The organism is Actinokineospora xionganensis (assembly GCF_014323725.1).
In the GTDB taxonomy this organism is placed as follows: domain Bacteria; phylum Actinomycetota; class Actinomycetes; order Mycobacteriales; family Pseudonocardiaceae; genus Actinokineospora; species Actinokineospora xionganensis.
The window spans coordinates 444779-468782 of sequence record NZ_JABVED010000003.1 but is presented as its reverse complement, the minus strand read 5'-3'; the positions used below and the strand labels follow the sequence as shown (position 1 = coordinate 468782).

The following is a 24004-nucleotide window of genomic DNA, read 5'->3' as shown; positions in this document are numbered from 1 at the left end:
GTTGGCTTCCCGCACGGATGCCGGACGATCCGGCCGGACGGGGAGGACGGCATGGGGCAGGACCTCACGACCGATGCTTTCAGCCAGGAAGACCGGCAGCGATACCGCCAGAAAGTGCAGCGGTGTCTGGACGCATTGGAGCGGATGCTCAACGAAGGCGGCTTCGCGGAGTCCCCGCCATGGATGGGCCTGGAGATCGAACTGAGCCTGGTCGACAGTTCGCTGCGGCCCGCCATGCTCAACACCACGGTGCTGGAGAAGATCGACGACCCCAGCTACACGACCGAACTCGGCCAGCACAATCTCGAGCTCAACGTTCGGCCCAGGCCGTTGCGCGGGGACCAATCGCCGGATCTGGAGACCGAGTTGCGCGCCACACTCGCCGACGCGGGCGAGAAGGCGCAGGACGCGGGCGCCACGCTCGTCATGATCGGCACGCTGCCGACGCTGCGCGGCGAGCACTTCCAGTCGAAGTGGCTCTCGCAGAGTCCGCGCTACCGCCAGCTCAACGACCAGATCTTCGCCGCGCGCGGCGAGGAGATGCTGCTCAACATGGAGGGCACCGCGCTGCCCGGCCAGCGCGTGGAACGCTTGCGCAGCCTGCAGGACTCGATCCTCGCGGAGTCGGCGTGCACGTCCGCGCAACTACACCTGCAGGTGCCGCCGGACAAGTTCGCCCCGAACTGGAACGCCGCGCAGTGCCTTGCGGGCGTTCAGGTCGCGCTCGCCGCCAACTCACCTTTCCTGCTGCGCAAGGCTTTGTGGCACGAGACGCGCATCCCGCTGTTCGAGCAGGCCACCGACACCCGGCCACAGGAACTCAAGAACCAGGGTGTGCGACCTCGGGTGTGGTTCGGCGAGCGGTGGATCACGTCGATCTTCGATCTGTTCGAGGAGAACGTCCGCTACTTCCCCGGCCTGCTCCCGGAAGTCGACGAGGAGGACCCGTTCGAGGCGCTGGATTCGGGACGGGCGCCCAAACTCGCGGAGCTGCGGCTGCACAACGGCACCATCTGGCGCTGGAACCGGCCGGTGTACGACGTCATGGACGGCGTCCCCCACCTGCGCGTGGAGAACCGGGTGCTGCCCTCGGGCCCCACGGTCATCGACCTGATGGCCAATGCCGCCTTCTTCTACGGCGCCCAGCGAGCGCTGACGAACGAGGAGCGTCCAGTGTGGACACAGATGTCGTTCCAGGCGGCGGAGGAGAACCTCTACTCCGGCGCCCGGCACGCCTTCGACGCCCAGCTGTACTGGCCCGGCATGGGCTGGATCCCGCCGGACGAACTGGTGCTGCGCAAGCTGCTGCCGATGGCGCACGAGGGGCTGGTCGACTGCGGTGTGCCGGACTTCTGGCGGGAGCGCTACCTCGGCGTGATCGAGCAGCGCTGCCTGGCCAGACGCACCGGGTCGACCTGGCAGCGCGCCATGGTCGCCCAGCTCGAAAGCCGCGGGATGGACCGCGACGAAGCCCTCACCGGGATGCTGCGCCGCTACATCGAGCTGAGCACCGAGGGTGAACCGGTCCACGCCTGGCCGGAGGACTGATCACCCCAAGCCACACCGGACGGTTAGTTGCCAGTAAGTTGCAGTTAGAACTGACTGGCAACAACACCTGAGGAGAGTTGTGGCTCCCTACGTCCTGCCTGACCTGGACTACGACTACGACCAGCTCGAACCGGTGATCACCGCCGAGATCAACGAGTTGCACCACGGCAAACACCACGCCGCCTACGTGAAGGGCGCTAACGACACCCTGGACAAGATCGCCGAGGTGCGCGACAACGGCGACTTCGGTTCCATCGCCGGACTGGAGGCCGCGCTGGCGTTCAACCTGGCGGGCCACACGCTGCACAACCAGTGGTGGAAGAACCTGAGCCCGGACGGCGGCGACAAGCCGACCGGCGAGTTGGCCGCGGCCGTCGACGAGCACTTCGGCTCGTTCGACGGCTTGCGCGCCCAGCTCAGCGCGGTATCGGGGACCATCCAGGGCTCAGGATGGGGCGTGCTCGCGTGGGACCCGGTCGGCGAGCGGCTGATCACCCAGCAGCTCAAGGACCACCACTCGAACCTGTCGATCGCGACCACGCCACTGCTGGTCTTCGACGCGTGGGAGCACGCGTACTACCTGCAATACCGGAACCTGAAGGTCGACTACCTCGATCGCCTGTGGGACATCGTGAACTGGGCTGACGTGGCCGCCCGGTTCGACGCGGCCCGCGCGGGCTCCAACGGCCTGCGTCCGCCCGCTCCGGCGGCGTAGCCAGTGGCTCGTTCCTGGACGGGCCACTAACCAGGCGGGCCCGCTCCGACAAGCTGCCCGCCGAAACGGCGAGACCCCGCTCCGGACGCACGGAGCGGGGTCTCACTGTTCCCGAACTGACTGCCACCCCCACCACGAGGCGACGAGACTTAGGTTAGCCTAACTTCACTTCCTCCGCATCACCCGTTGTCGACGCCATTTCGGGGCGGGCAGCCTGACCCCGCCGCGGCGGACCAGGAACACCCCGCACGCCACCGCCGTCAGCGCCGCGATCGACCCGCCGATGTACAGCGGCGACCGCGCTCCCCACTGCTGGGCCATCCAGCCGACCATCGGCGCGCCCACGGGGTTGCCACCCAGGAAGACCAGCATGTAAAGCCCCATCACCCGGCCGCGCATCTCCGGCGCGACGGCCAGCTGCACGGTGGCGTTCGCGGTGGTCATGAAGGTCATCAGCGCCAGGCCCACGGGGAACAGGGCGATCGCGAAGGCCGTGTACGTCGGCATCAGGCCGACCACCACTTCCAGCACCCCGAACGCGAAGGCCGCGCCGAGCAGCAGCCGGGTCCGCGGCCTGCCGTTCGAGCTGCGCCGGGCCGCGAGGAGCGCGCCCGCCAGGGTGCCGACAGCCAAGGCGGTCGAGAGCACGCCGTACCCGGCCGCGTCCTTGCCGAAAACGTTTGCGGCGACCACCGCGAGGGTCACGAAGAAGGTCATCCCGAAGGTGCTGACGAAGAAGACCAGCACCATCACGGTCATGATGTCGGGGCGTTTGCGCACGTAGCGCAGGCCGGCCATGAGCTGCCCCCGCTGGCGCGGGATCTTCGGCGTGCGGTGCAGTTCGGCGGTCCGCATCCGGACCAGGCCGGCGACGACGGCCAGCGTCAGCACAGCGTTGGCGATGAACAACCAGCCGGTGCCGATCAGGACAATCATCAAGCCGGCGATCGCGGGACCGACCACCCGGGCGAGGTTGAACCCGGTCGAGTTGAGCGCGATGGCGTTGGTGACCTGTGAGCGGCCGACGATCTCGGCGACGAACGACTGCCGGACCGGCACCTCGATCGCGAAGAACACGCCGACCACGAAGCACAGGATGTAGACGTGCCAGACCTCGACCAGGCCGGTCACGTCGAGAACGCCGAGCACCAGAGCGCACGCGGCGACACCGAGCTGCACACCGACCAGCAGCTTGCGCTTGTCCAGCCGGTCGGCCAGGACCCCTGCCCACAGGGACAGCAGGATCGTCGGCGCGAACTGCAGCGCCGCGGCGATCCCGAGCGCTACCGGGTTGTGCCCGCTGAGCACCAGGACCAGCCAGTCCTGGGCGATGCGCTGCATCCACGTGCCGAGGTTCGAGGCGAGATTCCCGGCGGCGAAGAGCCGGTAGTTGCGAATCCGCAGGGACGAGAACGTTCCAGCGAGAGCCGGGGGCGCGGGATCGGGGCGCTGCCGTGGCGTGGGCAGGGGCGAGGCGCGTTCGGACTGCTGCTCTCGGGTGTCACCCGCGTGTGCCCGCACTGGTTCGCGCTACCGCCATCCTGTAGATGATCCCGGCCGCGCGCGCATGATTCAGGTGGTCAGCACACGTCCGACCGGGGCTGACTCGATGATGCTTAGCATACCTTACTAATAGGGCCCACCGCACGCGATCGTGCGGCGGGCCACTGTCGGACTAGGCGAGCGCCGCCTGGATCGGGCCGATGGCGAAGTAGACGATGAAGGCCACCGCCACCACCCACAGCAGCGGATGCACCCCGCGAGCCCGGCCGGTCACCAGGCGCAGCACCACGTAGCTGACGAAGCCCGCGCCGATGCCGTTGGCGATCGAGTACGTGAACGGCATGACCACGATCGTCAGGAACGCGGGCAGCGCGATGCTGAAGTCGCTGAAGTCGATCTCGCGAATCTGCCCCATCATCATCGCCCCGACCACCACCAGCGCGGGCGCCGCCGCCTCGATCGGCACCACTTGGTAGAGCGGGGTGAAGAACATCGCCAGCAGGAACAACAGGCCGGTGACCACGTTGGCCAGCCCTGTGCGCGCGCCCTCCGCGATCCCCGCGGCGGATTCGATGTAGACGGTGTTCGAACTGGTCGACGCGGCGCCGCCCGCGACGGCGCCGAGGCCGTCGACGAACAGCGCCTTGCTGACGCCGGGCAGCTCACCGTCCTTTTTGATCAGCCCGGCTTCCTTGGCCAGGCCGGTCATCGTGCCGATGGTGTCGAAGAAGTCGGTCAGCACCAACGTGAACACCAGCAGCGCGGCGGTGATCGCGGGCACCCGCCACCACGCGCCGAACGAGACATCGCCGAGCAGCGACAGGTCGGGCAGGCCGACGACGGTGTCCGGCAGCGACGGGTAGCCGAGGTTCCAGCCCTTGGGGTTGGTACCCATCGACGGGCCCGCCTTGACGATCGCCTCGATGACGATCGAGAGGACCGTCCCGGCGAGAACGCCGAGCAGGATGGCGCCCTTGACCCGCTTCGCGACGAGGATGCCCATCACGATCAGCCCCACCACGAACACAAGCGTCGGCCAGGACGCGATGGAGCCGTTGATGCCGAGCCCGACCGGGACCGGGGTGTTCGCCGAATCGGGCAGCCTGCGCACGAACCCGGCGTCGACCAGGCCGATCAGGGCGATGAACAGGCCGATGCCGACCGCGATCGCCGACTTGAGCGAGCCGGGCACGGCGTTGAACACCACGGTCCGCACGCCGGTGACGACCAGGAGCAGCACGACCAGGCCGTTGATGACGACCAGGCCCATGGCTTCCGGCCAGGTCATCTGTGGGGCGATGGTGACCGCGACCAGGGTGTTGATGCCCAGGCCGGTGGCCAGCGCGAACGGGTAGTTCACGACGAGTCCGAAGAGGATGGTCAGCACGCCCGCGACCAGAGCGGTGGCGGCGGCGACCTGGTCAACCGGGAGGATCGCGCCGAATAGGTCCCGGTGCGCGGCGGCGTCGTCCGCGGCGAAGCTGCCGATGATCAGCGGGTTGAGGACGATGATGTAGGCCATCGTGACGAACGTGACGAGCCCGCCGCGGACCTCGCGGGCCGGGGTCGAGCCGCGTTCGCTGATTTTGAAGAAACGGTCCAGGGCGGACCGGCTCGGCTCTTCCTTCTCCGGTGCTTCGCGGTACTGCTCGCGCTCAGCCATGACGTAACCTTCCGGGATATGGCCGAGGAACACACTCAGACTCTGCGTCCGCCGCCGCCGCTTCCGGGGCGGCTGCTGGCGCTGGGTCCCATCGTGTACGTCGGCACCGGTCTCTGGTTCCTCGCCGCGGTCGCCCTGCTGATCGCCGACACGGTTCCACGGGTGTGGCTGTGGACGGCCGTGTCGGGCACCGCTTTGGGCATCGTAGGTGCCCTGATCATGTTTTGGCAGCGCCGAGCTTCTCTTCGTGGCGCAAGGGGCGCGCAGAAGGTCGACTAGGTCCTGTCCGGGGAGTCCGGTCCACGGGATTCGTGACTAGTGACTCGTCCAGGAACGTTGGCCGGGCCACTAGATCAGGTGGTTCGCCGGGTCCTCGATGAGTTCGGCGAGGGTGTGCCGGTCGAGCCAGCGGTCCGTCGTCCAGGCCAGCGCGCGGGCCAGCGCCTGCGGGGTGTCCTCGCAGTGCGCGACGCCGTCGTGGACCCACCATGGCGCCGGGTGGTCGCCGTCGGCGCACTGGATGACCAGTTTGTCGTGGACCATCGCGCCGCCTTCTGGCACGTCGACCCCGAGCAGGTCGCACGCCGCGGCGACGGCGCCCAGGTCGGCCCAGGGCACGAACTCCCCCGCGGGCGCGGGCTCTCCGCCGATCTCTTCGGACGCGAGCGGCAGGTCGAGCAGGTCCGCGAGGGCTTCGGCGAGGGCGAAGTCGGGGCCCGCCGAGATCACGGCGTCCTCGCCGACGACCGCGAGCAGCCAGGGCGCGTCGAGCACCGAGCACTCGTCCTTCACCGTTCCCGCGAGCGTGCGGACACCCGCGGGCGGGCGCACGTCGGCCGGTTCGATGACCTCGTCGACGACCGCCTCGGCGAGCGCGGCGTGGGCGCGCAGGACGGTGCCGGGGTTGACGACACGGTCGAGGTCGCCGAGCCTGCCCAGCAGTTCCTCGGCGTCTTCGGGGCTGCCGATCGTGAGCTCGGTGCGGACACCGATCGCGGCGAGGACGCGCGGGTCGACACCGATGTCGGGCACCTCGTCGTAGAGTCCGGCCAGCTCACGGGCCTCGGGCATCCGCCACTCGCCGGGGGCGGCGCCGCCGATGACGGCGTGCCGGGAGATCCACCAGCCGGTGTAGCCGCCCGCCTCGTGCAGCGCGCGCCAGGTGTCGGGCTCGCCTGCCAGCAGGGCCAGCGCGCGGGGCCAGGCGTCCTCGGTGACGAGGTCGAGGTCGCGCACGGCGATGACCCGGCTGGGCGGTTCGGGGCTGGCGTCCCACCACTGCGCCTCGTCGGCCAGGTCGTGGTCGGGTCCGGTCGGGTTCTCGTCGACGACCAGGGCGAACGCGTCGAGCACGCCGAGCGCGATCAGGACGGACTCAGGCCACCGCGCGGCGAGATCGGCGCTGAGGACACCGACCGGGGAGTCCTCGTCGAGCACGTCGAGCAGGGGTGAGCCGGGCAGCGCGAGTTCGTCGGCGCGGCGCCAGTCACCCACCGAGTCGGGCAGCGCCAGCGCACCGAGCCAGGGCTTGTCGCCCGCGCGGACACCGGAATCGCGGACCAGGCGGAGCACGACGGAGACCAGACCGGAAGTGTCCACACCGGACTCGGCGTCGTCGAGACTGCTCTCGACGGCCTCCTGGAGCCCGTCGAGCACGTCGACCGGGACGCCGACATGGGCGCCGAGCTTCTCCAGGACCGGGTGGGCGGCGTCGGCGTGGACGACCCGGAGCGCGCCGACTTCGGTGTGCGCCAACAGGTCGAGCAGATCGGCGGCGCCGTCGAGTAGAACGGTGCCCCGAGGGCCGGGGAGGGTGCGACCGTCGGCCAACGGGACCGGGAGGCCGCCGAGTTCGGCGCGCGCACCGGGGTCGGTGTCGACGATCGGGGCGAGGGCGGTGTACAGCTCGCGCCACCAGGTCGGCGGCCGGGTGATGCCGGTGATCGCTTCGACCATCTCGGCCAGCCAGATGCGCGGGACGTCAAGCGCGGCAAGGGAAGCGGCGTGCCGCTGGGCGGACAGCGGGCCGTCGAGCAGATCGGGGAGGATGTCGGAGATGAGCTCGGCGAGCCCTTCGGCTTCGACGTCGAGCACCTTCGACCGGGCGGGCGAACGGTACTTTCCCTTGGCGGGTAACCATTCCGCTTGCCTGAGTTCGGCCAGCAGCATCTCGCGAAGCCGGTCGTCCACTTCGGACAGCGGGAAACCGGCTCGCGGCACCAGGCTTGTGCGGTGCTCGTCGGCGACGAGTCGCACCAGCTCGGGATAGGCCTTCGCGGCCTCGGCCAGCACTGCGTCTGCGGCGGGCCCCGGCCGCACCCGCCTGCGCGTCGGCTCGATCGGCAGCGTCGCGACCAGGCGGGCCGGGAGGGAGAGCCGGTCGTCGGTCGGCGTGGGGGCGTGCAGCACGTCGACGGTCTGTGGGCGCGGGATGCCTTCGTTGCCAACCGGAACGGCCCAGCAGGCTGTCCAGTGTGGACGGGCTTCGACACCGAGGGTGTCGGCGATGTCCTGACCGAGGGTGCCTTCGACGCGGTACACGAGCCAGGCGGAAACACCTTCGGGGCCACGGATCTCGACCCGCGCGCCTTCGCCCGGCTGCCTGATGGCCTCGGGGTGGTCTTCGGGCGTGGGTGCGAGTTCCCAGGCTGCGAGTTCGGTCGTCTCGGGCACCGGCTTCTCCGCGCGGGCCACGGTCGCCTCGGCGGCGGGGATCGGCTCTTCGGCGCGTTCCCAGACGGCGTCGTCGATCTCGATGCGGTGCAGGCCGGGGAGGGCCAGCAGCAGGTCCACGGCCTGCTCGGCGAACCCGGCCAGCAACGCGGCCCCGTCGACGTCGGCGCGCAGCGGCAGCCGGACCTCGGTGGCGAACCCCGACGGCGGTGTCTCGTCCACGGGCCAGACCAGGCGGAGCACGGGAACCCGCCCCGCCCGCTCGGCGACTCGCGCGGCCAGGGCCGGGATCTCGGCCACCGCGCCGCGTGTGTCGTCGGCGGAGAACGCGACACCCCCACCGGCCGAAACCACCCGCGGCGCGTCGGTGACCGCGAGGACTGCGGCGAACCCGACGCCGAACTGTCCGACCCCACCGGCCTTGGCCGAAGCGCGCAGCGAGGCCAGCGCGGCCACCCCGGCGGCGTCGAGCGGCCGCCCGGTGTTGGCGGCCCGAAGTTCGTTGTCCACAAGGGACACCCGCAGGATTCCGCTGCCCTCAGCGGCATCCGCGGCGTTCTGCGCGAGTTCGACGAGGAGCCGGTCGCGGTAGCCGCCGAGGTAGAGGTCTTCCTCAGCGTTGGCGTCCTCGCGGAACCGGGTGGGTGAAGCGGTCCAGGCCGACAACACCGCCGCCCGAAGAGCAGCCGTGTCGAACGGATCGAACCCGCTCACCCGACCGGGTCGGACTCGTCGCCGGACCCATCCACGTCAGGCACCACGGACTCAGCCGCGCGCTGCTCATCCATGGCTTCGCTGTTCGGCTCGCCGGTCACGGGCTCATCGACATCAGGCACCACAGAGTCGCCCGCAAGCTGCTCGCCGGCGGCTTCACTGATCGGCTCTTCAACCACGGGCTCGTCCACGGCCATACCGGTCACGGGCGCATCATCGTCCTCGCCGGTGACGGGCTCGACGACATCGCCGACCACCGTCTCATCCGACGTCAGGTCATCCGACTGGTCCGCCGCTGCCACATCCGCCGCAAGGTCATCATCGACCTCGTCAATCGTCACCGATTCCGGCGAGTTGCCCATCTGTTCCGCAACCGCACGATCAGCACCCGAGTCGTCTCCGGCAGGCGCGAGATCACCTGCCGGCAGGTCCTCAATGTCAGCCGCAGCCTCGGCCACGACGGACTCGGGCCCGGCGGCGGCGGATTCGTAGTCGTCGGTGTTGCGAAACTGCTGGTCGGAGCCGGTGGTGCTGGCTGCCGTGGGCTCGGACTCATCCCCTTCTGCAGCTTCGGCGGGCTTGGTTTGCGCGGCCGGTTTGGTCGCGCGCTCCGCGGGCTCGTAGTCCAGGGTGGCGTCGTCGTAGATGAGGTCGGCGACGAGGACCGGGGAGATCTGTTCGACCTCCGCCTCCGAGTGGGCGCCGCAGCCGTACTCCGCGTGCACCACTCGGCCGTCGGCGGGGGCGATCTCGTTGCCGCAGACCCCGAAGGCGGCGCCGAGGGCGCCGGTGATCTGGAGGTAGAAGGCACAGGTGCCGCAGTGCGCCGGAGCGCTGCGGGCCATGTCGGCTTCCGGGCCGAAGTCGCTCGCCTGCCAACGTTCCGCGGCCTCGACGCGGCCCAGGCGCGACATGACGCGGGGGCGGCCGAGGCCGATCTCGAGGGCTGTCTCCTCGACGTACGGGTCGTCCGAGCCGAGGTACGACGGCGCCAGCCGCGGGTCGTCCGGGGCGGTCGGGAGCAGGTCTCCGACGCCGAGGTCGCCCGCCTGCACGCGCTCCTGCCACGGCACCCAGGGCGGCGCCGTGAGGGCGTCGGGGCCGGGCAACAGCACGACCTCGCTGACCGTGACCTTCGTGTCGGGGCCCGCGCTCGAGACGGTGACCGCCCAGCGCCAGCCCCGGTAGCCGGGTTTGTCGGCTTCGAAGAGGTGGGTGACGGCGTGGGAGTCCTCAGGCTCGGCCGCGACGTGAGTACCGACCTCCGCGCCTGCCTGTTCCTGGGCGGCGGCGCGCGCGAAGTCGACCGCCGCTAGCAGCGCGGGGTCGGTCACGGCTTCTGGTGCTGGCATCGGGCTCATCACACACGATTGTGCCCCACGGCCATTGGGCCTTCGACAGCCATGCCACGCTAGAACCGTGATCGCCCGTCGCCTCGCCGCATCTCTGGCCTTGGCCTGCCTCGTAGCGGGCTGTTCGGCGCCGACCGAACCCGCCCAGCCGCCCGCCGTGAGCACGACGAAACTGACGGTCAAAGTCCTCGAAGACCGCCCTCATGACGCCGCCGCGTTCACTCAGGGCCTCGAACTGGTCGACGGTGTCCTCTATGAGGGCACCGGCCTGGTCGGGCAGTCCGAGATTCGCGCGATCGACCCGACCACCGGCGCCGTGAGGCAGCGCGGCGCGCTGCCCGCGGAGTTCTTCGGCGAGGGCATCACCGTCGTCGACGACCGCATCTGGCAGATCACGTGGCAGGACGGTGTCGCCATCGAACGCGACCGCGCGACCTTCGCCGAACGCCGCCGGGTCGAATACCAGGGCGAGGGCTGGGGGCTCTGCTTCGACGGCGGGGGCAGGCGGCTGGTCATGAGCGACGGCACCGACAAGCTCACCTTCCGCGACCCGGACACGTTCGAGCCCCGCGGCGAGGTGAGAGTCGCGGGCGAGGACGGACCGGTGACGCGACTCAACGAACTGGAATGTGTCGACGGCGCGGTCTACGCGAACGTGTGGCAGACCGACCAGATCGTCCGCGTCGACCCGGCGTCGGGCAGGCTCACGGGCGTCGCCGACCTTTCGGCTCTGTTTCCGCGCGAGCAGCGGGCGGGCGCCGACGTCCTCAACGGCATCGCGAACATCCCCGGGACCGACGAGTTCCTGGTGACCGGGAAGCTTTGGCCCAAAATGTTCCGCATCCGCTTCGAAGGCTGAGACTTTCGTCGCGCATCCATCGCCGACCTCGCACGTCTAACCACCCGGAAGCACTCCAGTACGGCAGGATGGATATGTGATGCGCTCCGGTTCCGCCGATCACCCGCCACCCGGCCGCGGCCGCGAGGGCGACGCGAGAGGCGCGGCCCGGAAAGGCCAGAAGAGGTGGGGCTACCAGCCGCCCGCTGAGCCGCCGACGCGCGCCGTCCCCCGGCAGGTGCCGCCGTGGCGGCGCGAGGAACCGCCGACCGACGCCATCGCGGCCCACCGCCCGCCGACGCGCCGGTTCGAGCACTCCGGGTACGAGACCTACGGTGACGTCGGCGGCTACCCGCCGCCGCGGGACACCCCGCCCCCGGACGACCGGCCGCCACCGCCGCAGTACCCGAAGAAGCTCACCGTCACCCGGGTCGCCGCGCTGCGCAGCAAGCAGCTGACCGGTCAGGCCATCGCGGCGTTCAAACGCGCCGCCCACGCCGACGGGGCCGACAAGTCGGGGCTGTCCGCGCTGACCTACGCCACGATGTTCAACTACGCGGGCGACGCGGCGCTGGCCGTGGCGCTGGCGAACACTTTGTTCTTCTCCGCCGCGAGCGGTGAGAGCAAAGGCAAGGTCGCCCTCTACCTGTTGATCACCGTCGCCCCGTTCGCGCTGCTGGCGCCGGTCATCGGTCCGATGCTCGACCGGTTGCAGCGCGGACGCAGGCTCGCCATGTGCGCCGCGGCGGCAGGCCAGGCGCTGATGGGCGTGATCATGGTGTTCAACTTCGACAGCTGGCTGCTCTACCCGGCGGCGCTGGGCAAGATGGTGCTCTCGAAGTCGTTCACTGTGCTCAAGGCGGCGGTCACCCCGAGAGTGCTGCCGCCGGAGATCACCCTCGCCAAGACCAACGCCCGGCTCACGGTGTTCGGCCTCGCGGCGGGCGCGGTGTTCGGCGGGTTCGCGGCCCTGTTGGCGAACATCTTCGGCTCCCCCGGCGCGCTGTGGTTCACCGTGGCGATCTGCCTGGCGGGCGCGTTCCAGGCGTTGCGCATCCCGGCCTGGGTGGAGGTCACCGAGGGCGAGGTGCCCGCGTCGATCAGCGCCCACCCGGACAAACCCAAACGCCAGCCCATGGGCCGCCACGTCGTGGTGTCGCTGTGGGGCAACGGCACGATCCGCGTGCTCACCGGCTTCCTGATGATGTTCGCCGCGTTCGCGGTCCGCGCGGAGAACGAGACCGACGCCGTCCAACAGCTGCTGCTGCTCGGCGTGATCGCGGGCGCGGCCGGTTTCGGCAGCTTCGCGGGCAACGCCGTCGGCGCCCGCATCCACGTCGGACGGCCGGAGCAGGTCGTGCTCGGGTGCGTGGTGGGGGCGCTCGCCTCGACGATCGTCGCCGCGTTCACCGCGGGCATCGTCGCCGCGGCCATGGTGGGTCTGGTCGGGGCGGTCGCCAGCGCGCTGGCGAAGAACAGCCTCGACGCGGTCATCCAGGACGACCTGCCCGAGGAGTCCCGTGCGTCGGCTTTCGGCCGGTCGGAGACGGTGCTGCAGCTCGGCTGGGTGTTCGGCGGCGCGGTGGGCGTGCTGTTGCCGCCGATCTGGTGGGTCGGCTTCCTGGTGGTGTCGGTGATGCTGGCGATCGGTCTGACGCAGACGCTGCTGTCGCGGCGCGGGCAGTCGCTGATTCCCGGGCTCGGCGGCGACCGTCCCGTGCGGCCAGGGCGCGTGCGGATGAGCGACATGCGACCCGCGACACTGCACGAGGGACCACCGCCGCCGCCCAGGCGCGCCGGGCCGTAGGGTCAGCGACGTGCGCCGAGTCCTCATCACCGCCGTCGCCTGTGTCCTGCTGGCCGGGTGCTCGGCGACCCCGCCGCCGCCCGACGTCACCTTCTACGCCGACGGCAACGCCATCCGCGCGACACCGCAGATCCTCTGCGACATCGCCGAGCGCAAGTGCGACGAGAACGCGGACGCGGTCGTCGGGCTGAAGATCCGCCCGGGCAAGGTCGTGCAGGTGTCGGTGTCGTCCGAGATCGCCGAAGAGCCCTGGGGCGTCCTGTTCTCCTACCTCGACCGCGAGGGCAAGCGGGTCGACGCGAGCAGCCGGGTGTTCCTCCCGGCCAACAAGCAGCACGCGTACACGCTGGAACTGCCGGACTCGGCCGACCAGTTGCTGTTCGCGGCCGTGCAGAAGCTGGCCGTCGTGAACGGCGACCAGCTCCTGCGCGTAGGCCAATGGGTAATGGAAGTGAACTAGCTTTACGGGTCGAGCTCCCGGGCCACGGCGCGGACGACCTCGGAGATGCGCTTGGTGACCTTGCGGTCCGGGTAGCGGCCGCGCTGCAGATCGGGCTGGATGACCGACTCCAGCATCTTGATCATGTCTTCGATCAAGCCGTGCAGTTCCTCAGCGGGCCTGCGCTGGGCTTCGACGACCGACGGCGGGGCGTCGATGAGCCGCACGGACAGCGCCTGCGGCCCGCGGCGGCCGTCGGCCACCCCGAACTCGATGCGCTGGCCCGCTTTGAGCCCTTCGACTCCCGCGGGCAGGGCGGAGGAGCGGACGTAGACGTCCTCACCGCCATCCTGCGTGACGAACCCGAAACCCTTCTCCGAGTCGTACCACTTGACCTTGCCGGTCGGCACTGATCTCACCGTTCCCTCGTCGACTTGTCCCGCCCGCGCGTGTGCGGACCGCGTCCCACGCAAGACGAACGCGCCCTGGGCGTGCCGGGGCGCGTCTCTCCAGAGTAGGCCAAAGATGGGCGCTCGGGTTACTTCGTATCCACACCACCGCGGCGTTACCGATCAGGCCCCGAACTATCCTGGCCGCATGACCGAAACCGCACGCGGCAGCCGGATGCTCACGATCGCGTTCGTCCTGTTCGCGATCGGGCTGGTGGCTGTGGTCGCGATTTTCGTGCTCGCCGCCATGGACAAGCAGGCGCCGTGGCTGTGGATGGTCACCATGGGCCTGCCGCTGGGCCTGATCCTCGGCATCGGTCACGCCGTTCGGCGCAGGTGAGAGTCCAGCCACGCCGGGAACTCGTCCAGGCTGCTCAGGACCACTTCGGCGCCCGCCGCCAGTAGCGTCTCCGCGTCGCAGGGCCCGGTGGTCACGCCGACACCGACCGCGCCCGCGGCCACCGCGCCCACCATGTCGCCGCCGTGATCGCCCACGTAGACGGACGCCTGGTGCCTGGCCAGTTCGACTCCCTTGCCCGCGGCCCACAGGCCGCCGACGAGCACGTCGACCTCCCAGCCCAGCGCCTTGAGGTGCAGGGCGGCGTTCGAGGTGTACTTGCCGGTGAGCACCAGCGTGCGGCCGCCGTGGGCCCGCACCGCGGCGAGCGCGTCCGCCGCCCCGGCCATGGCCACGGTCGCGGGCACCACGATGTCCGGGTAGAGGAAGCGGAACCGGGCGACCAGGTCGGCCACCCGCTCCTCCGGTGCGCCGTAGCCGCGGAAGATCATGTCGAGCGGCGGCCCGAGGTTCTCCGCGAAGTGCTCTCCGGGTAGCGGCAGACCCGTCTCGGCGCAAGGGTTGAGAACCGTTCGCGATTCTGTGCCTATCCGTGTCTGAGTGTGATGGTTGAGGTCCTCGATGCGGCTTGGAGCCCGGTGTGGGGTGGTGACGGTTTTGTCGGTGGTAGTCGGTACGGTCCGCGGTGATGACCATGGTGTTGCAGGCGTACCGGTACGCATTGGACCCGACTGTGGCCCAGGAGGCCGTGTTGCGGTCGCATTGTGGTGGGCAGCGGTACGCCTACAACTGGGGGTTGGCGCGGGTGAAAGCCAACCTTGCCCAGCGGGCGGCGGAGGTGTCCTGTCGCCTCGCCGAGGCCGACCTGACACCATGGCTGAACTGGTCGGCGTACTCGCTTCGCAAGGACTGGAACCAGGCGAAGAACGCGGTCGCGCCATGGTGGGGTGAGAACTCGAAAGAGGCGTACTCGTCGGGGCTGGCGAATCTCGCGACCGCGTTGACGAACTGGAATGGGTCTAGGACCGGCAAGATCAAGGGCCAGAAGGTTCGGTTTCCGAGGTTCAAGGGCAAGCGCGCCGGGTTGTCGTGCCGGTTCACCACCGGCTGCTTCGGTTTGACCGGGGGTGACCGCAGGCATGTGAAGCTGCCCCGTATAGGCGCTATGCGGACCCATGAGTCGACCCGGAAACTCGCCCGGCACGTCGAGCGCGGCACCGCCCGCATCCGCTCGGCCACCGTGGCCTATCAGGGTGGACGGTGGTTCTGCTCGTTCTCCGTGGAGATCGACCGCCACGACCCCGCCCCGACGCGGCCGGACTCGGTAGTCGGCGTGGATCTCGGGATCAAGTCGCTGGCCGTGCTCTCGACCGGCGAGGTCATCGCCAACCCCCGACATCTCGACGTCGCGCTGCGGGAGCTGCGCCGGTTGCAGCGGCAGGCGGCCCGCCGCATCGGCCCGGACCGACGCACCCGGCGGGCCCCGTCGGCGAGGTGGCGCAAGACCCAGACCCGGATCAGGCGCCTGCACACCGCGGTGGCCAACGCCCGCCGCGACGGGCTGCACAAACTTTCCGCCCGGCTGGTCCGCACCCACGGCGTGATCGCGCTCGAAGACCTCCACGTCGCCGGGATGCTGCGTCATCGTCGCCTCGCCCGGCACATCGGCGGAGTCGGCATGGGCGAACTACGCCGACAGATCACCTATAAAACCGAGTGGGCCGGTGGCCGCGTGCACCTGGCGGACCGCTGGTACCCATCCTCGAAGACCTGCTCGGCCTGTGGCGCGGTGAAAGCCAAACTGCGCCTGTCCGAACGGACGTTCCACTGCGACCAGTGCGGATTCGTCGTGGATCGTGATCTCAACGCCGCCCGCAACCTTGCCCAGATGGTGAACGAGGTCACAGGTGGCATGTCCTCCCCGAGTTACGGGGCGACACAAAACGAGCCCGATGGAAACCCACGTAAGACCCGCTCCACGCGGGCACCGGGTACCGCCACGGGAAGACCCGGCCACCAAGCTGGGCCAACGCCGCACCGCAAGGTGAAGGCTCACGACACGTCCTCACGCGTTTCGTGAACGGTGTTCATCAGCAGCACCATGCCGGGCCGGGGATCGATCAGCGTCATGTCCAGGTCGAAGCCGACGGCGAGGCTCACCGCGCGACGCCGATGAAGTGGTCGACGGCCGGTCCGACCACCGCGGAGACCGACCGCGCGGTCTCGGCGGGCGTGCCCGACGGGGACGCGGCGTAGCTGACCGCGAGCCGCACCAGGTTCTCGGCGACGAGCCCGAGGTCGGCGGGCGCGGCCATGGGCCAACTGTCGATCAGGCACTCCTTGAGCCGGTGGGTGGCGGCGGACAGGATCGGGCCCGCGTGGTTGGTCACCAGTTCGAGCAGGCCGTCGCTGCCGTCGCCTGCGACGATGGCCTTGATCAGCGGCTCTTCGGCCGCGGCGGTGAGGAACACCTCGAGCGCGGCGGTGACCGCGTCGGTCGGCGAGTCGACGTTGGCGGCGACGGCCGCCTCGACCGCGGTCAGGAACCGGTCGGCCTCCCGCAGGATGTACGCCTGGGCGAAGCCCTGGCGGGACCCGAACTCCTTGTAGAGGGTCTGCCTGCTCACACCGGCGGCCTTGGCGACGTCGGCCATGGTCGTCTCCGGCCAACTGCGCTCGCGGAGCACGTCGCCCGCGGCGGTCAGCAGGGTCTCCCGCAGGAGCGCTTTCGCTGCCTCCGCGTAAGGCACACGAACAGTCATGGGCCCGAGATTACAGCTATGTCAAGGATGTCAACTGTCTGGACAAGTGACTGGCGGTCTACCGGAATCCGACTACTCAGCGCGTAAACGAGCGAGATGGTTGACAGAACAACATCATGTGTCCAAGCTCGCCAGTGCGAGAGGGGGAGCCGACTTGGCGACGACCGCAGACAGCCGCGTTCGTGCGGGCGCCCCGCTTATCGGCCCCGGTTTCGTCGTCGCCATCGCCTATGTGGACCCCGGAAACGTCGCCACCAGCACCGCGGCGGGCGTCCGCTACGGGTATGCGCTGCTGTGGGTGGTCATCGGCACCACGGTCCTCGCCGGCATGATCCAGTACCTCGCCGCGAAGCTCGGCCTGGTCACCGGCCAGTCCCTGCCCGAGGCGGTGCGCGACCGGCTCGGCACCCCGGCCCGGCTGGCCTACTGGGCGCAGGCGGAACTGGTCCTCGTCGCGACCGGGCTGGCCGAGGTCCTCGGCGGGGCGATCGCGCTGAACCTGCTGTTCGACGTGCCGCTGCTGCTTGGCGGCATCATCACCGCGACGGTGTCCACCGGCCTGCTCGTGATGCGCGACCAAGCGGGTCAGCGCAAGTTCGAGCACGTGGTCGTGGCCCTGCTGGCGATCGTCGGGATCGGCTTCCTGGCAGGCCTGGTCGCGGCGCCGCCCTCGGACGCGGACATCCTCTCCGGCGTCACCCCGCGCTACATCGGGCCGGACAGCCTGTGGCTGATGGTCGGAATGCTCGGCGCGACCGTGATGCCGCACGCGGTGTACCTGCACTCGGCGCTGGCCAAGGACCGCGGCGCGCGCGCCAGCACGGAAGGCCTGACCCGGGCGCTGCGCACGACCCGTGCCGACGTGGCCACGGCGATGTCGCTGGCAGGCCTGGTGAACCTCGCGGTGCTCATGCTCGCCGCGGGCGCACTGCCCGCGATGTCCGATGTGGACTGCCTGGCCGAAGCGCACGCCGCCGTCGGCGAGCACCTCGGCCCGGTGTTCGCCCTGCTGTTCGCCGTCGGCCTGCTCGCCTCCGGTCTCGCGTCGACGGCCGTCAGCACGCACGCGGGCGCGGTCGTGATGTCCGGCCTGCTGCACAAACAGGTCCCTTTGGCCGCGCGCAGGCTGTTCACCCTGGTTCCCGCCATCGCCCTGCTGACCATCGCCGACGACCCGACGCGGACGCTCGTCGGCACTCAGGTGGTGTTGTCGTTCGGCCTGCCGTTCGCGCTGATCCCGCTGGTCATCCTCACCTCGCGCCGAACGCTGATGGGCTCGCGGACGAACCACCCGGCGGTGACGGCGGTCGTCTGGGTGGTCACCGCCGCGGTGATCGTGCTCGACGCCGGGCTGGTGTGGCTGACAGTAACCAACTGAGCCTGCTGACTATGTGGCTTTGCTGTCCTGGTGCAGGCAGAGGATGTTGCCCTCGGAGTCGGTGAACCAGGCCGCCTTCTCGCCGCCCATTTCGGCGATGTGGTTCTCGGTGCGCAGGTCGGGCAGGTCGTAGTCCTCGAACCGCACGCCGCGGCCTTCGAGTTCCTTGATCTCCGCGGCCACGTCGTCGACCTCGAAGCTCAGCACGGTGTGCTTGCTGGGCATGGTGTCCTTGGCGGGCATAAGGCCGATCGCGTCGCCCATGCCCGCGGCGAAGTACGGGGCCCCGTCGGGGCCCTTGCCGCGCAGGGTCAGGCCGAGGGTCTCACCGTAGAACCGGGTGGCACGGTCGACGTCGGACACCGGGAGCATGGTGGTGATGGCTGACTTGTTGAGCATGGGACCTCCCTCGTCCACTCCGCGCCGTCCGGCGCGGCCAACCCATGCTGCGCTCAGGTCAGTTGTCGCGCAACGGGTCCGATGTCCCGTCCGCTATGCGTGCCGGACGTCGGTGTTCAACCCCAACAGGTCGACGGCCGCTTGGCGCATCTCGACCTTGCGGATCTTCCCGGTGACCGTCATCGGGAACTCCTCGACGACGTGCACGTAGCGCGGGACCTTGTAGTGGGCGAGCTTGCCCGCGCAGAACTCGCGCACCGACTCCGCCGTCAGTGGCTCCGCGCCCTCCTTCATCCGGATCCACGCCATCAGTTCCTCGCCGTAGCGCTCGTCCGGGACGCCGATCACCTGCGCGTCGAGCACGTCGGGATGGGTGTAGAGGAATTCCTCGATCTCGCGTGGGTAGATGTTCTCGCCGCCGCGGATGACCATGTCCTTGATGCGGCCGGTGATGTTGAGGTAGCCCTCGTCGTCCATCACCGCGAGGTCGCCGGTGTGCATCCAGCGGGCACTGTCGATGGCCTCGGCGGTCTTTTCCGGCTGATCCCAGTAGCCCAGCATCACCGAGTAGCCGCGGGTGCAGAACTCGCCCGGCTCGCCGCGCGGAACGGTCCGGCCGGTCTCAGGGTCGACGATCTTGACCTCGAGGTGCGGGTGGACCCGGCCGACCGTGGACACGCGGCGGTCGACGCTGTCGTCGGCGCGGGTCTGGGTGGAGACCGGGGAGGTCTCGGTCATGCCGTAGCAAATGGTCACCTCGGCCATGCCCAGCCGCTCGACGACCTGCTTCATGACCTCGACCGGGCACGGCGACCCGGCCATGATCCCCGTGCGCAGCGCGCTCAGGTCGGCCTCGTCGACACCGGGTTCGGCGAGGATGGCGATGAACATCGTGGGGACGCCGTAGAGGGAGGTGCACTTCTCCTCGGCCACCGCGGCCAACGTCGCCTTGGGGTCGAACGCGGGGGCGGGGATGACAATGCAGGCGCCGTGCGAGGTGGCCGCGAGGTTGCCCATGACCATGCCGAAACAGTGGTAGAAGGGCACGGGGACGCAGATCCGGTCCTGCTCGGTGTACCCGCACAGCTCGCCGACGAAGTAGCCGTTGTTGAGGATGTTGTGGTGCGAGAGGGTCGCGCCCTTGGGGAAGCCGGTGGTGCCGGAGGTGTACTGGATGTTGATCGGGTCGTCGGCGGAGAGCGCGATCTCGGGCAGGTCACCGCCGTGGCTGACCAGGGCGTCCCACGAGTCCCGGCCGATGAGCACGACGTCGGTCAGCCCGGCGCACTCGGGGCGGACCTCCTCGATCATCGCGGCGTAGTCGGAGGTCTTGAACGACGGTGCGGCGACGAGAGTGCGGACGCCCGCCTGGTTGAGGACGTACTTCAGCTCGTGGACCCGGTAGGCGGGGTTGATGTTGACCAGGATCGCGCCGAGCTTCGCCGTCGCGTACTGGATGAACACCCACTCCGCGCAGTTCGGCGCCCAGATCCCGACCCGGTCGCCCTTGCCGACGCCCATCGCGACCAGCCCTTTTGCCACGGAGTCGATCTCTTCTGCCAGCTCCCCGTAGGTCCAGCGGCGGTTCGAGGCGCGGTCGACAAGGGCCTCGCGGTCCGGGTGGGCGGCCACGGTCCGGTCGAAGTTCCCCCCGATCGTGTCCCCGAGCAACGGCACGGTGGACGTCCCTGAGGCGTAACTCGGCTGACCCATCGCGACGCGCTCCTCTCGACTCGTTCGAGCCATCCTCCTCACAAACGCGCGGCCTGCACATCTCCAAAGGGAGAGGGCGAGGACAATGACCTTGTGCGACTCATCCTGAACCTGATCTGGCTCGTGCTGTGTGGCTTCTGGATGGCCATCGGCTACGTCCTCGCCGGAATCCTCTGCTGCATCCTGATCATCACGATCCCGTTCGGCCTCGCGTCGTTCCGGATCGCCAACTACGCCCTCTGGCCCTTCGGTCGCACCATCGAACCCCGCGTGGACGCGGGCGCGCCGTCCGTGATCGGCAACATCATCTGGATCGTGTTCGCCGGCTGGTGGCTGGCGATCGGCCACATCGTCACGGGGATCGCGCTGTGCGTGACGATCATCGGGATCCCGTTGGGAATCGCCAATTTCAAGATGATTCCGGTGTCGCTGGTGCCTCTCGGCGCGCGCATCGTTCCGGTCGACTGAGCTTGTTTCACGGGTGGTGACAACTGGCCTGATCAGGTGGAATCCGGGTCAGGATGGCACGCTGCGGCATCGAATGTCCGTAGCGTGCCACGCATGGGATCGAGAAACAGGGCCAGCGCGCGCGAATTGGGCTCGCGACTCCAGGCTTACCGCGACAGTGCCGGATTGACCCTGCGCGATCTCGCCCAGAAGGTCGGCCGGTCGCCCGCACATTTGAACCGGCTCGAGAACGGCGTTCCGGGCACGGCGTCGGAGTCGGAGGTCGTCTACTACCTCGCCTCTTGCGGGGCGAGCTACGGGGACGTCGAGCGACTGCTGCAGTTCTGTCGGGATGCCAATGACGACCGCGGATACTGGCTGTGCCCGAGCGGCGAGTGGATGTCCGACAGCCTGCGATCGCTGATGTTCCACGAGTCGTCGGCGAACCAGGCGGTCAATTACCAGCCGGAAGTCATTCCCGGTCTACTTCAGACCGAGCCATATATCCAGGCCCTGCTCAGTCACGAGAACATATCGACCGAGCGGCGCCAAGCGAGGCATGTCGATGAAATTGGCTCATCGAAGTTCAAAGGATGAGCGGTGGAAGGATGGCGGGAATCATCGTGAGGCGTTCGACTCTGGTTCTTTCTTGTGCCGTTGCTGCGCTCATCAGCATCGGCGGCTGCACAAGTCCGACATCAGGAACCGCTACCCCAACCGGTGATGTGACAAGTGAGCCGACGTCTACTGGTGGTAGCTCGACCAAGACGTTCAAACCGACAAGCTCGACGAAGGTACCGGACAGCCCACTCGCAGATGCGCGGCCATGCGATCTCTTGACCAGCTCGGCCGCAAGTGCGATCAAGGTTGCGGGGGCCGGGTCCGACGATGAAGTCGGACGAGGAAGGATCTGTCTGTGGACGATTCCCGCTGAGTCGCTTCGAGACCGGGCGAACTTCACCATCGCGATCTTTGACACCCTCGGTGTCAAAGACATTAAAGCCAAAGGTGAAGTCAAGACAATCCCAAACATCGGGAAACATGAGGCACGACAGTGGGTCGGTATTGCGGACAACTGCGTATTCTCGCTCGCCGTTGGCCCGTCGACCAGGGTGGACGTCCTGACGTCATCGGCGAGTCTTGAAAAGTCGTGCGCAATCGCAGAGCAAGCCGCGAAGCTCGTCGAGCCGGAACTGCCCTGATAAATACTGACCACCAACCCGCTAAGAGCCTGAGCGCGCTTACGTCTCCCAAGCAGCCGCAGACGACCACGGCCGGTCCGATCAGACACCGCCCGACGGCGGATCGGCTCAGCAGGCGTTGCGGCTCTGTGTCGATCAGGAACACACGGCGGAGGGGTGAGGCGGGTGTCGGACCAAGACTGGCGCGGCCTTCGTGATCGGCGGATGGCGGAGCCGGGCGCGGCGGAAGCGTATGAGGCGGCGCGGCTGGCGTTCGAGCTTGGCACAGCGGTGCGGGAGATGCGAGAAGCACGCGGGTGGACCCAATCGCGGCTCGCTGAGGCGTCCGAGATGACCCAGCCCGCGATCGCACGGTTCGAGGTGGGTGGGACCGTTCCCACCATCCCGTGCTTGAGCGGCTGGCCGTCGCCTTGGCCGCTGAATTGGTGGTCGAGCTGAACCCGAAGTCCGTCGCCTAGTCCGGCTTCCACGGAAGTTCGACCACCAGGCACGGCCCGCCCACGAACACCCCGGCGTCCACGCCCAGCGCCTTGCCGCCGGCGTACTCGTGTGGACCGTCGATCTCCACCGGCAGCCTGCCGACCTGGTCGGCGATCACGCTGTGCCCGTGGACGACCTGACTTCCGCCCAGCACGGCCAGCAGGTCGTCCGCCACCTGTTCCCCATGGGGCCCGCGGAAGGCGTACCGGGTGGTCATCCGGCGCCAGACCTCCCACCAGTCGACGAGGTCGTCGGAGCGCAGGACGTCTCTGACGGCGGTGTTGATGGCTTCGATGTCCGGGCCCCAGTTGAGGTATTCGAGGGTGTCGGAGTGCATCAGCAGGTGGTCGCCCACCAGTGCCAGGACCGGGCGGTCGAGCAGCCAGGACACGTGGTCGTCGGTGAGCGCCTCCTGGTCGCTCACCATGCCGCCGTTCATCTCCCAGCTGCGCGCGAAACTGCGGGGGCCGAAGTCGGACGGGACCTCCGTGTCGCCGAACTTGTGCATGCCCAGGAGCAGGATCTCGTGGTTGCCGAGGAGCGTCTCGACCTTGCCGCCCGCCTTCTCCGCTGCTACGCCGAGGCGGATGACCAGGTCGATGACGCCGATGCCGTCCGGGCCGCGGTCGACGAAGTCGCCAAGGAACCACACGCGCGCGTCGCCGCCCGCCCAGGCGGCGTCGTCGTCGATGAGGTCCGCGGAGCGGAGCGCGTCAAGGAGTTCGTCGCGGTGCCCGTGGACGTCACCGACGACGTAGGTGCGCGCCACGGAACTTTCTTCCTGCACGGTCCGACGATAGGCGAGCCTCGCTCACGATGCGAAGGTATCGGCTGATCATCCTTCGACGCCCACCGGAAAGGGGTCCTTCGTCTGCCCGACGAGGTCGGCGATCGAGTCGATCACCCGGGTCGGGCGGAACGGGAACCGCTCGGCCGTGTCGCGGTCCGAGATGCCGGTGAGGACGAGGATCGTCCGCAGGCCCGCCTCCAGGCCGCTGAGCACGTCGGTGTCCATCCGGTCGCCGATCATCAGCGTGTTCTCCGAGTGCGCACCGAGGGAACGCAGGCCGGAGCGCATCATCAGCGGGTTCGGCTTGCCCACGAAATACGGCGCGTGGCCGGTGGCCTTCTCGATCAGCGCGGCGACGGCGCCGGTCGCGGGGGTGATGCCCTCACGGCTGGGGCCGGAGGCGTCGGGGTTGGTCGCGATGAAGCGGGCGCCCGCGACGATCAGCCGAATCGCGTGGGTGATCGCGGGGACGCTGTACGTCCGGGTCTCGCCGAGGACCACGTAGTCGGGGTCGCGTTCGGTGAGGGTGTAGCCGATCTCGTGCAGGGCGGTGGTCAGCCCGGCCTCGCCGATGACGAACGCGGATCCGCCGGGGCGCTGGCTGTCGAGGAACTTCGCCGTGGCCAGCGCGGAGGTCCAGATCGAGGACTCGGGCACGTCGAGTCCGGTGCGCAGCAGCCGGGCCCGCAGGTCGCGCGGGGTGTAGATCGAGTTGTTGGTCAACACCAGGAACGGCGTCTCGTCCGCGGTGAGCTCGGCGATCACCGCGTCCGCGCCGGGGATGAGGTGCTCCTCGTGCACCAGCACCCCGTCCATGTCCATGAGATACGTCCA

23 protein-coding genes and 2 pseudogenes are annotated in these 24004 nt (G+C 69.1%); 13 read left to right on the top strand and 12 right to left on the bottom strand.

Translation table 11 applies throughout. The features are described 5' to 3' along the window. Positions 1 to 51: 51 nt before the first annotated feature. Positions 52 to 1548, top strand: a complete 1497-nt coding sequence (locus tag GPZ80_RS08545; protein WP_187219692.1) for a glutamate-cysteine ligase family protein — start codon at positions 52 to 54, stop codon at positions 1546 to 1548. A gap of 79 nt (positions 1549 to 1627) precedes the next feature. Then, entirely contained in the window at positions 1628 to 2263 is a 636-nt protein-coding gene (locus GPZ80_RS08540; RefSeq protein ID WP_187219691.1) for a superoxide dismutase, read from the top strand. A 165-nt stretch (positions 2264 to 2428) separates the two neighbouring features. On the opposite strand, the gene GPZ80_RS08535 is transcribed toward GPZ80_RS08540, so the two are convergent. Both GPZ80_RS08535 and GPZ80_RS08530 read right to left on the bottom strand, forming a co-directional pair. Next, positions 2429 to 3730 carry an MFS transporter gene (locus GPZ80_RS08535; protein WP_222719086.1) on the bottom strand — a complete coding sequence of 434 codons (1302 nt, stop codon included), beginning with the start codon at positions 3728 to 3730 and terminating at the stop codon, positions 2429 to 2431. 208 nt (positions 3731 to 3938) lie between these two features. Then, positions 3939 to 5429 carry an NCS2 family permease gene (locus GPZ80_RS08530; RefSeq protein WP_187219689.1) on the bottom strand — a complete coding sequence of 497 codons (1491 nt, stop codon included), beginning with the start codon at positions 5427 to 5429 and terminating at the stop codon, positions 3939 to 3941. An 18-nt stretch (positions 5430 to 5447) separates the two neighbouring features. Here GPZ80_RS08530 and GPZ80_RS08525 point away from each other — a divergent pair, with 18 nt between their 5' ends. Next, the gene (locus tag GPZ80_RS08525) at positions 5448 to 5708 is read left to right on the top strand and encodes a DUF2530 domain-containing protein (protein WP_187219688.1); all 261 of its coding nucleotides are present in this window, start codon (positions 5448 to 5450) and stop codon (positions 5706 to 5708) included. Between the two features lie 69 nt (positions 5709 to 5777). On the opposite strand, the gene GPZ80_RS08520 is transcribed toward GPZ80_RS08525, so the two are convergent. Both GPZ80_RS08520 and GPZ80_RS33650 read right to left on the bottom strand, forming a co-directional pair. After that, on the bottom strand, positions 5778 to 8816 hold the full coding sequence (locus GPZ80_RS08520; RefSeq protein ID WP_187219687.1) for a sacsin N-terminal ATP-binding-like domain-containing protein: 3039 nt from the start codon (positions 8814 to 8816) through the stop codon (positions 5778 to 5780). Next, complete coding sequence (locus GPZ80_RS33650) at positions 8813 to 10168, bottom strand: DUF3027 domain-containing protein (protein ID WP_312880198.1); 1356 nt, start codon at positions 10166 to 10168, stop codon at positions 8813 to 8815. Before GPZ80_RS33650 ends, GPZ80_RS08520 begins: the two co-directional genes overlap by 4 nt. Positions 10169 to 10235: 67 nt before the next feature. On the opposite strand from GPZ80_RS33650, the gene GPZ80_RS08510 reads away from it, so the two are divergent. From GPZ80_RS08510 to GPZ80_RS08500, 3 genes are all read left to right on the top strand, one after another. Further along, positions 10236 to 11027 carry a glutaminyl-peptide cyclotransferase gene (locus tag GPZ80_RS08510; RefSeq protein WP_376771658.1) on the top strand — a complete coding sequence of 264 codons (792 nt, stop codon included), beginning with the start codon at positions 10236 to 10238 and terminating at the stop codon, positions 11025 to 11027. A gap of 79 nt (positions 11028 to 11106) precedes the next feature. Then, positions 11107 to 12813 (top strand): MFS transporter, encoded by a 1707-nt coding sequence (locus GPZ80_RS08505; protein ID WP_246476859.1) that lies wholly within the window; start codon positions 11107 to 11109, stop codon positions 12811 to 12813. 10 nt (positions 12814 to 12823) lie between these two features. Further along, positions 12824 to 13273, top strand: coding sequence for a DUF2771 family protein (locus GPZ80_RS08500; protein ID WP_187219685.1), 450 nt, complete (start codon positions 12824 to 12826; stop codon positions 13271 to 13273). Between the two features lie 2 nt (positions 13274 to 13275). On the opposite strand, the gene GPZ80_RS08495 is transcribed toward GPZ80_RS08500, so the two are convergent. After that, complete coding sequence (locus GPZ80_RS08495) at positions 13276 to 13662, bottom strand: cold-shock protein (RefSeq protein ID WP_187219803.1); 387 nt, start codon at positions 13660 to 13662, stop codon at positions 13276 to 13278. Positions 13663 to 13849: 187 nt separating this feature from the next. Here GPZ80_RS08495 and GPZ80_RS08490 point away from each other — a divergent pair, with 187 nt between their 5' ends. Continuing rightward, positions 13850 to 14041, top strand: coding sequence for a hypothetical protein (locus GPZ80_RS08490; protein WP_091379279.1), 192 nt, complete (start codon positions 13850 to 13852; stop codon positions 14039 to 14041). On the opposite strand, the pseudogene GPZ80_RS08485 reads toward GPZ80_RS08490, so the two are convergent. Beyond that, positions 14020 to 14550 (bottom strand): annotated as a pseudogene (locus GPZ80_RS08485) (haloacid dehalogenase-like hydrolase); the annotation flags it as partial. The gene GPZ80_RS08490 and the pseudogene GPZ80_RS08485 overlap by 22 nt on opposite strands. A gap of 137 nt (positions 14551 to 14687) precedes the next feature. On the opposite strand from GPZ80_RS08485, the gene tnpB reads away from it, so the two are divergent. Then, on the top strand, positions 14688 to 16079 hold the full coding sequence (tnpB, locus tag GPZ80_RS08480) for an IS607 family element RNA-guided endonuclease TnpB (RefSeq protein ID WP_187219683.1): 1392 nt from the start codon (positions 14688 to 14690) through the stop codon (positions 16077 to 16079). Here tnpB and GPZ80_RS33645 read toward each other — a convergent pair. Both GPZ80_RS33645 and GPZ80_RS08475 read right to left on the bottom strand, forming a co-directional pair. Continuing rightward, a pseudogene (locus GPZ80_RS33645) lies at positions 16079 to 16159 on the bottom strand (HAD family hydrolase); the annotation flags it as partial. The gene tnpB and the pseudogene GPZ80_RS33645 overlap by 1 nt on opposite strands. Then, positions 16156 to 16761, bottom strand: a complete 606-nt coding sequence (locus tag GPZ80_RS08475; protein WP_187219682.1) for a TetR/AcrR family transcriptional regulator — start codon at positions 16759 to 16761, stop codon at positions 16156 to 16158. The gene GPZ80_RS08475 and the pseudogene GPZ80_RS33645, both read right to left, overlap by 4 nt. 154 nt (positions 16762 to 16915) lie before the next feature. Here GPZ80_RS08475 and GPZ80_RS08470 point away from each other — a divergent pair, with 154 nt between their 5' ends. Continuing rightward, entirely contained in the window at positions 16916 to 18139 is a 1224-nt protein-coding gene (locus GPZ80_RS08470; protein WP_246476858.1) for an Nramp family divalent metal transporter, read from the top strand. Positions 18140 to 18148: 9 nt separating this feature from the next. Here the strand turns inward: GPZ80_RS08470 and GPZ80_RS08465 are convergent, their stop codons facing one another. Together GPZ80_RS08465 and GPZ80_RS08460 are read right to left on the bottom strand one after the other, a co-directional pair. After that, on the bottom strand, positions 18149 to 18538 hold the full coding sequence (locus tag GPZ80_RS08465) for a VOC family protein (protein ID WP_187219680.1): 390 nt from the start codon (positions 18536 to 18538) through the stop codon (positions 18149 to 18151). A 93-nt stretch (positions 18539 to 18631) separates the two neighbouring features. Further along, positions 18632 to 20251: an AMP-binding protein gene (locus tag GPZ80_RS08460; RefSeq protein ID WP_187219679.1), complete on the bottom strand. Its 1620-nt coding sequence runs from the start codon at positions 20249 to 20251 to the stop codon at positions 18632 to 18634. A 93-nt stretch (positions 20252 to 20344) separates the two neighbouring features. On the opposite strand from GPZ80_RS08460, the gene GPZ80_RS08455 reads away from it, so the two are divergent. The 4 genes from GPZ80_RS08455 (at position 20345) to GPZ80_RS32540 (ending at position 22338) form a co-directional block, all read left to right on the top strand. After that, positions 20345 to 20719: a YccF domain-containing protein gene (locus GPZ80_RS08455; protein WP_187219678.1), complete on the top strand. Its 375-nt coding sequence runs from the start codon at positions 20345 to 20347 to the stop codon at positions 20717 to 20719. Positions 20720 to 20812: 93 nt separating this feature from the next. Beyond that, the gene (locus tag GPZ80_RS08450; RefSeq protein WP_187219677.1) at positions 20813 to 21295 is read left to right on the top strand and encodes a Scr1 family TA system antitoxin-like transcriptional regulator; all 483 of its coding nucleotides are present in this window, start codon (positions 20813 to 20815) and stop codon (positions 21293 to 21295) included. Positions 21296 to 21306: 11 nt separating this feature from the next. Then, positions 21307 to 21900: a DUF3558 family protein gene (locus tag GPZ80_RS08445; RefSeq protein WP_187219676.1), complete on the top strand. Its 594-nt coding sequence runs from the start codon at positions 21307 to 21309 to the stop codon at positions 21898 to 21900. Positions 21901 to 22104: 204 nt separating this feature from the next. Next, positions 22105 to 22338 (top strand): helix-turn-helix domain-containing protein, encoded by a 234-nt coding sequence (locus GPZ80_RS32540; RefSeq protein WP_312880210.1) that lies wholly within the window; start codon positions 22105 to 22107, stop codon positions 22336 to 22338. Positions 22339 to 22354: 16 nt separating this feature from the next. Here the strand turns inward: GPZ80_RS32540 and GPZ80_RS08435 are convergent, their stop codons facing one another. Beyond that, positions 22355 to 23167 carry a metallophosphoesterase family protein gene (locus tag GPZ80_RS08435; RefSeq protein ID WP_187219675.1) on the bottom strand — a complete coding sequence of 271 codons (813 nt, stop codon included), beginning with the start codon at positions 23165 to 23167 and terminating at the stop codon, positions 22355 to 22357. Between the two features lie 48 nt (positions 23168 to 23215). After that, positions 23216 to 23986 carry an HAD-IIA family hydrolase gene (locus GPZ80_RS08430; protein ID WP_187219802.1) on the bottom strand — a complete coding sequence of 257 codons (771 nt, stop codon included), beginning with the start codon at positions 23984 to 23986 and terminating at the stop codon, positions 23216 to 23218. Positions 23987 to 24004: the final 18 nt, after the last annotated feature.

Bases quoted from the DNA above. Each gene is read 5' to 3' on its own strand.
- tnpB (WP_187219683.1), top strand. From the start codon at position 14,688: ATGACCATGGTGTTGCAGGCGTACCGGTACGCATTGGACCCGACTGTG.
- GPZ80_RS08445 (WP_187219676.1), top strand. From the start codon at position 21,307: ATGGCGGGAATCATCGTGAGGCGTTCGACTCTGGTTCTTTCTTGTGCC.
- GPZ80_RS08490 (WP_091379279.1), top strand. From the start codon at position 13,850: ATGACCGAAACCGCACGCGGCAGCCGGATGCTCACGATCGCGTTCGTC.
- GPZ80_RS08450 (WP_187219677.1), top strand. From the start codon at position 20,813: ATGGGATCGAGAAACAGGGCCAGCGCGCGCGAATTGGGCTCGCGACTC.
- GPZ80_RS08475 (WP_187219682.1), bottom strand. From the start codon at position 16,761: ATGACTGTTCGTGTGCCTTACGCGGAGGCAGCGAAAGCGCTCCTGCGG.
- GPZ80_RS08525 (WP_187219688.1), top strand. From the start codon at position 5,448: ATGGCCGAGGAACACACTCAGACTCTGCGTCCGCCGCCGCCGCTTCCG.
- GPZ80_RS08430 (WP_187219802.1), bottom strand. From the start codon at position 23,986: ATGGACGGGGTGCTGGTGCACGAGGAGCACCTCATCCCCGGCGCGGAC.
- GPZ80_RS08505 (WP_246476859.1), top strand. From the start codon at position 11,107: ATGCGCTCCGGTTCCGCCGATCACCCGCCACCCGGCCGCGGCCGCGAG.
- GPZ80_RS32540 (WP_312880210.1), top strand. From the start codon at position 22,105: ATGGCGGAGCCGGGCGCGGCGGAAGCGTATGAGGCGGCGCGGCTGGCG.
- GPZ80_RS33650 (WP_312880198.1), bottom strand. From the start codon at position 10,168: ATGCCAGCACCAGAAGCCGTGACCGACCCCGCGCTGCTAGCGGCGGTC.
- GPZ80_RS08465 (WP_187219680.1), bottom strand. From the start codon at position 18,538: ATGCTCAACAAGTCAGCCATCACCACCATGCTCCCGGTGTCCGACGTC.
- GPZ80_RS08460 (WP_187219679.1), bottom strand. From the start codon at position 20,251: ATGGGTCAGCCGAGTTACGCCTCAGGGACGTCCACCGTGCCGTTGCTC.
- GPZ80_RS08545 (WP_187219692.1), top strand. From the start codon at position 52: ATGGGGCAGGACCTCACGACCGATGCTTTCAGCCAGGAAGACCGGCAG.
- GPZ80_RS08530 (WP_187219689.1), bottom strand. From the start codon at position 5,429: ATGGCTGAGCGCGAGCAGTACCGCGAAGCACCGGAGAAGGAAGAGCCG.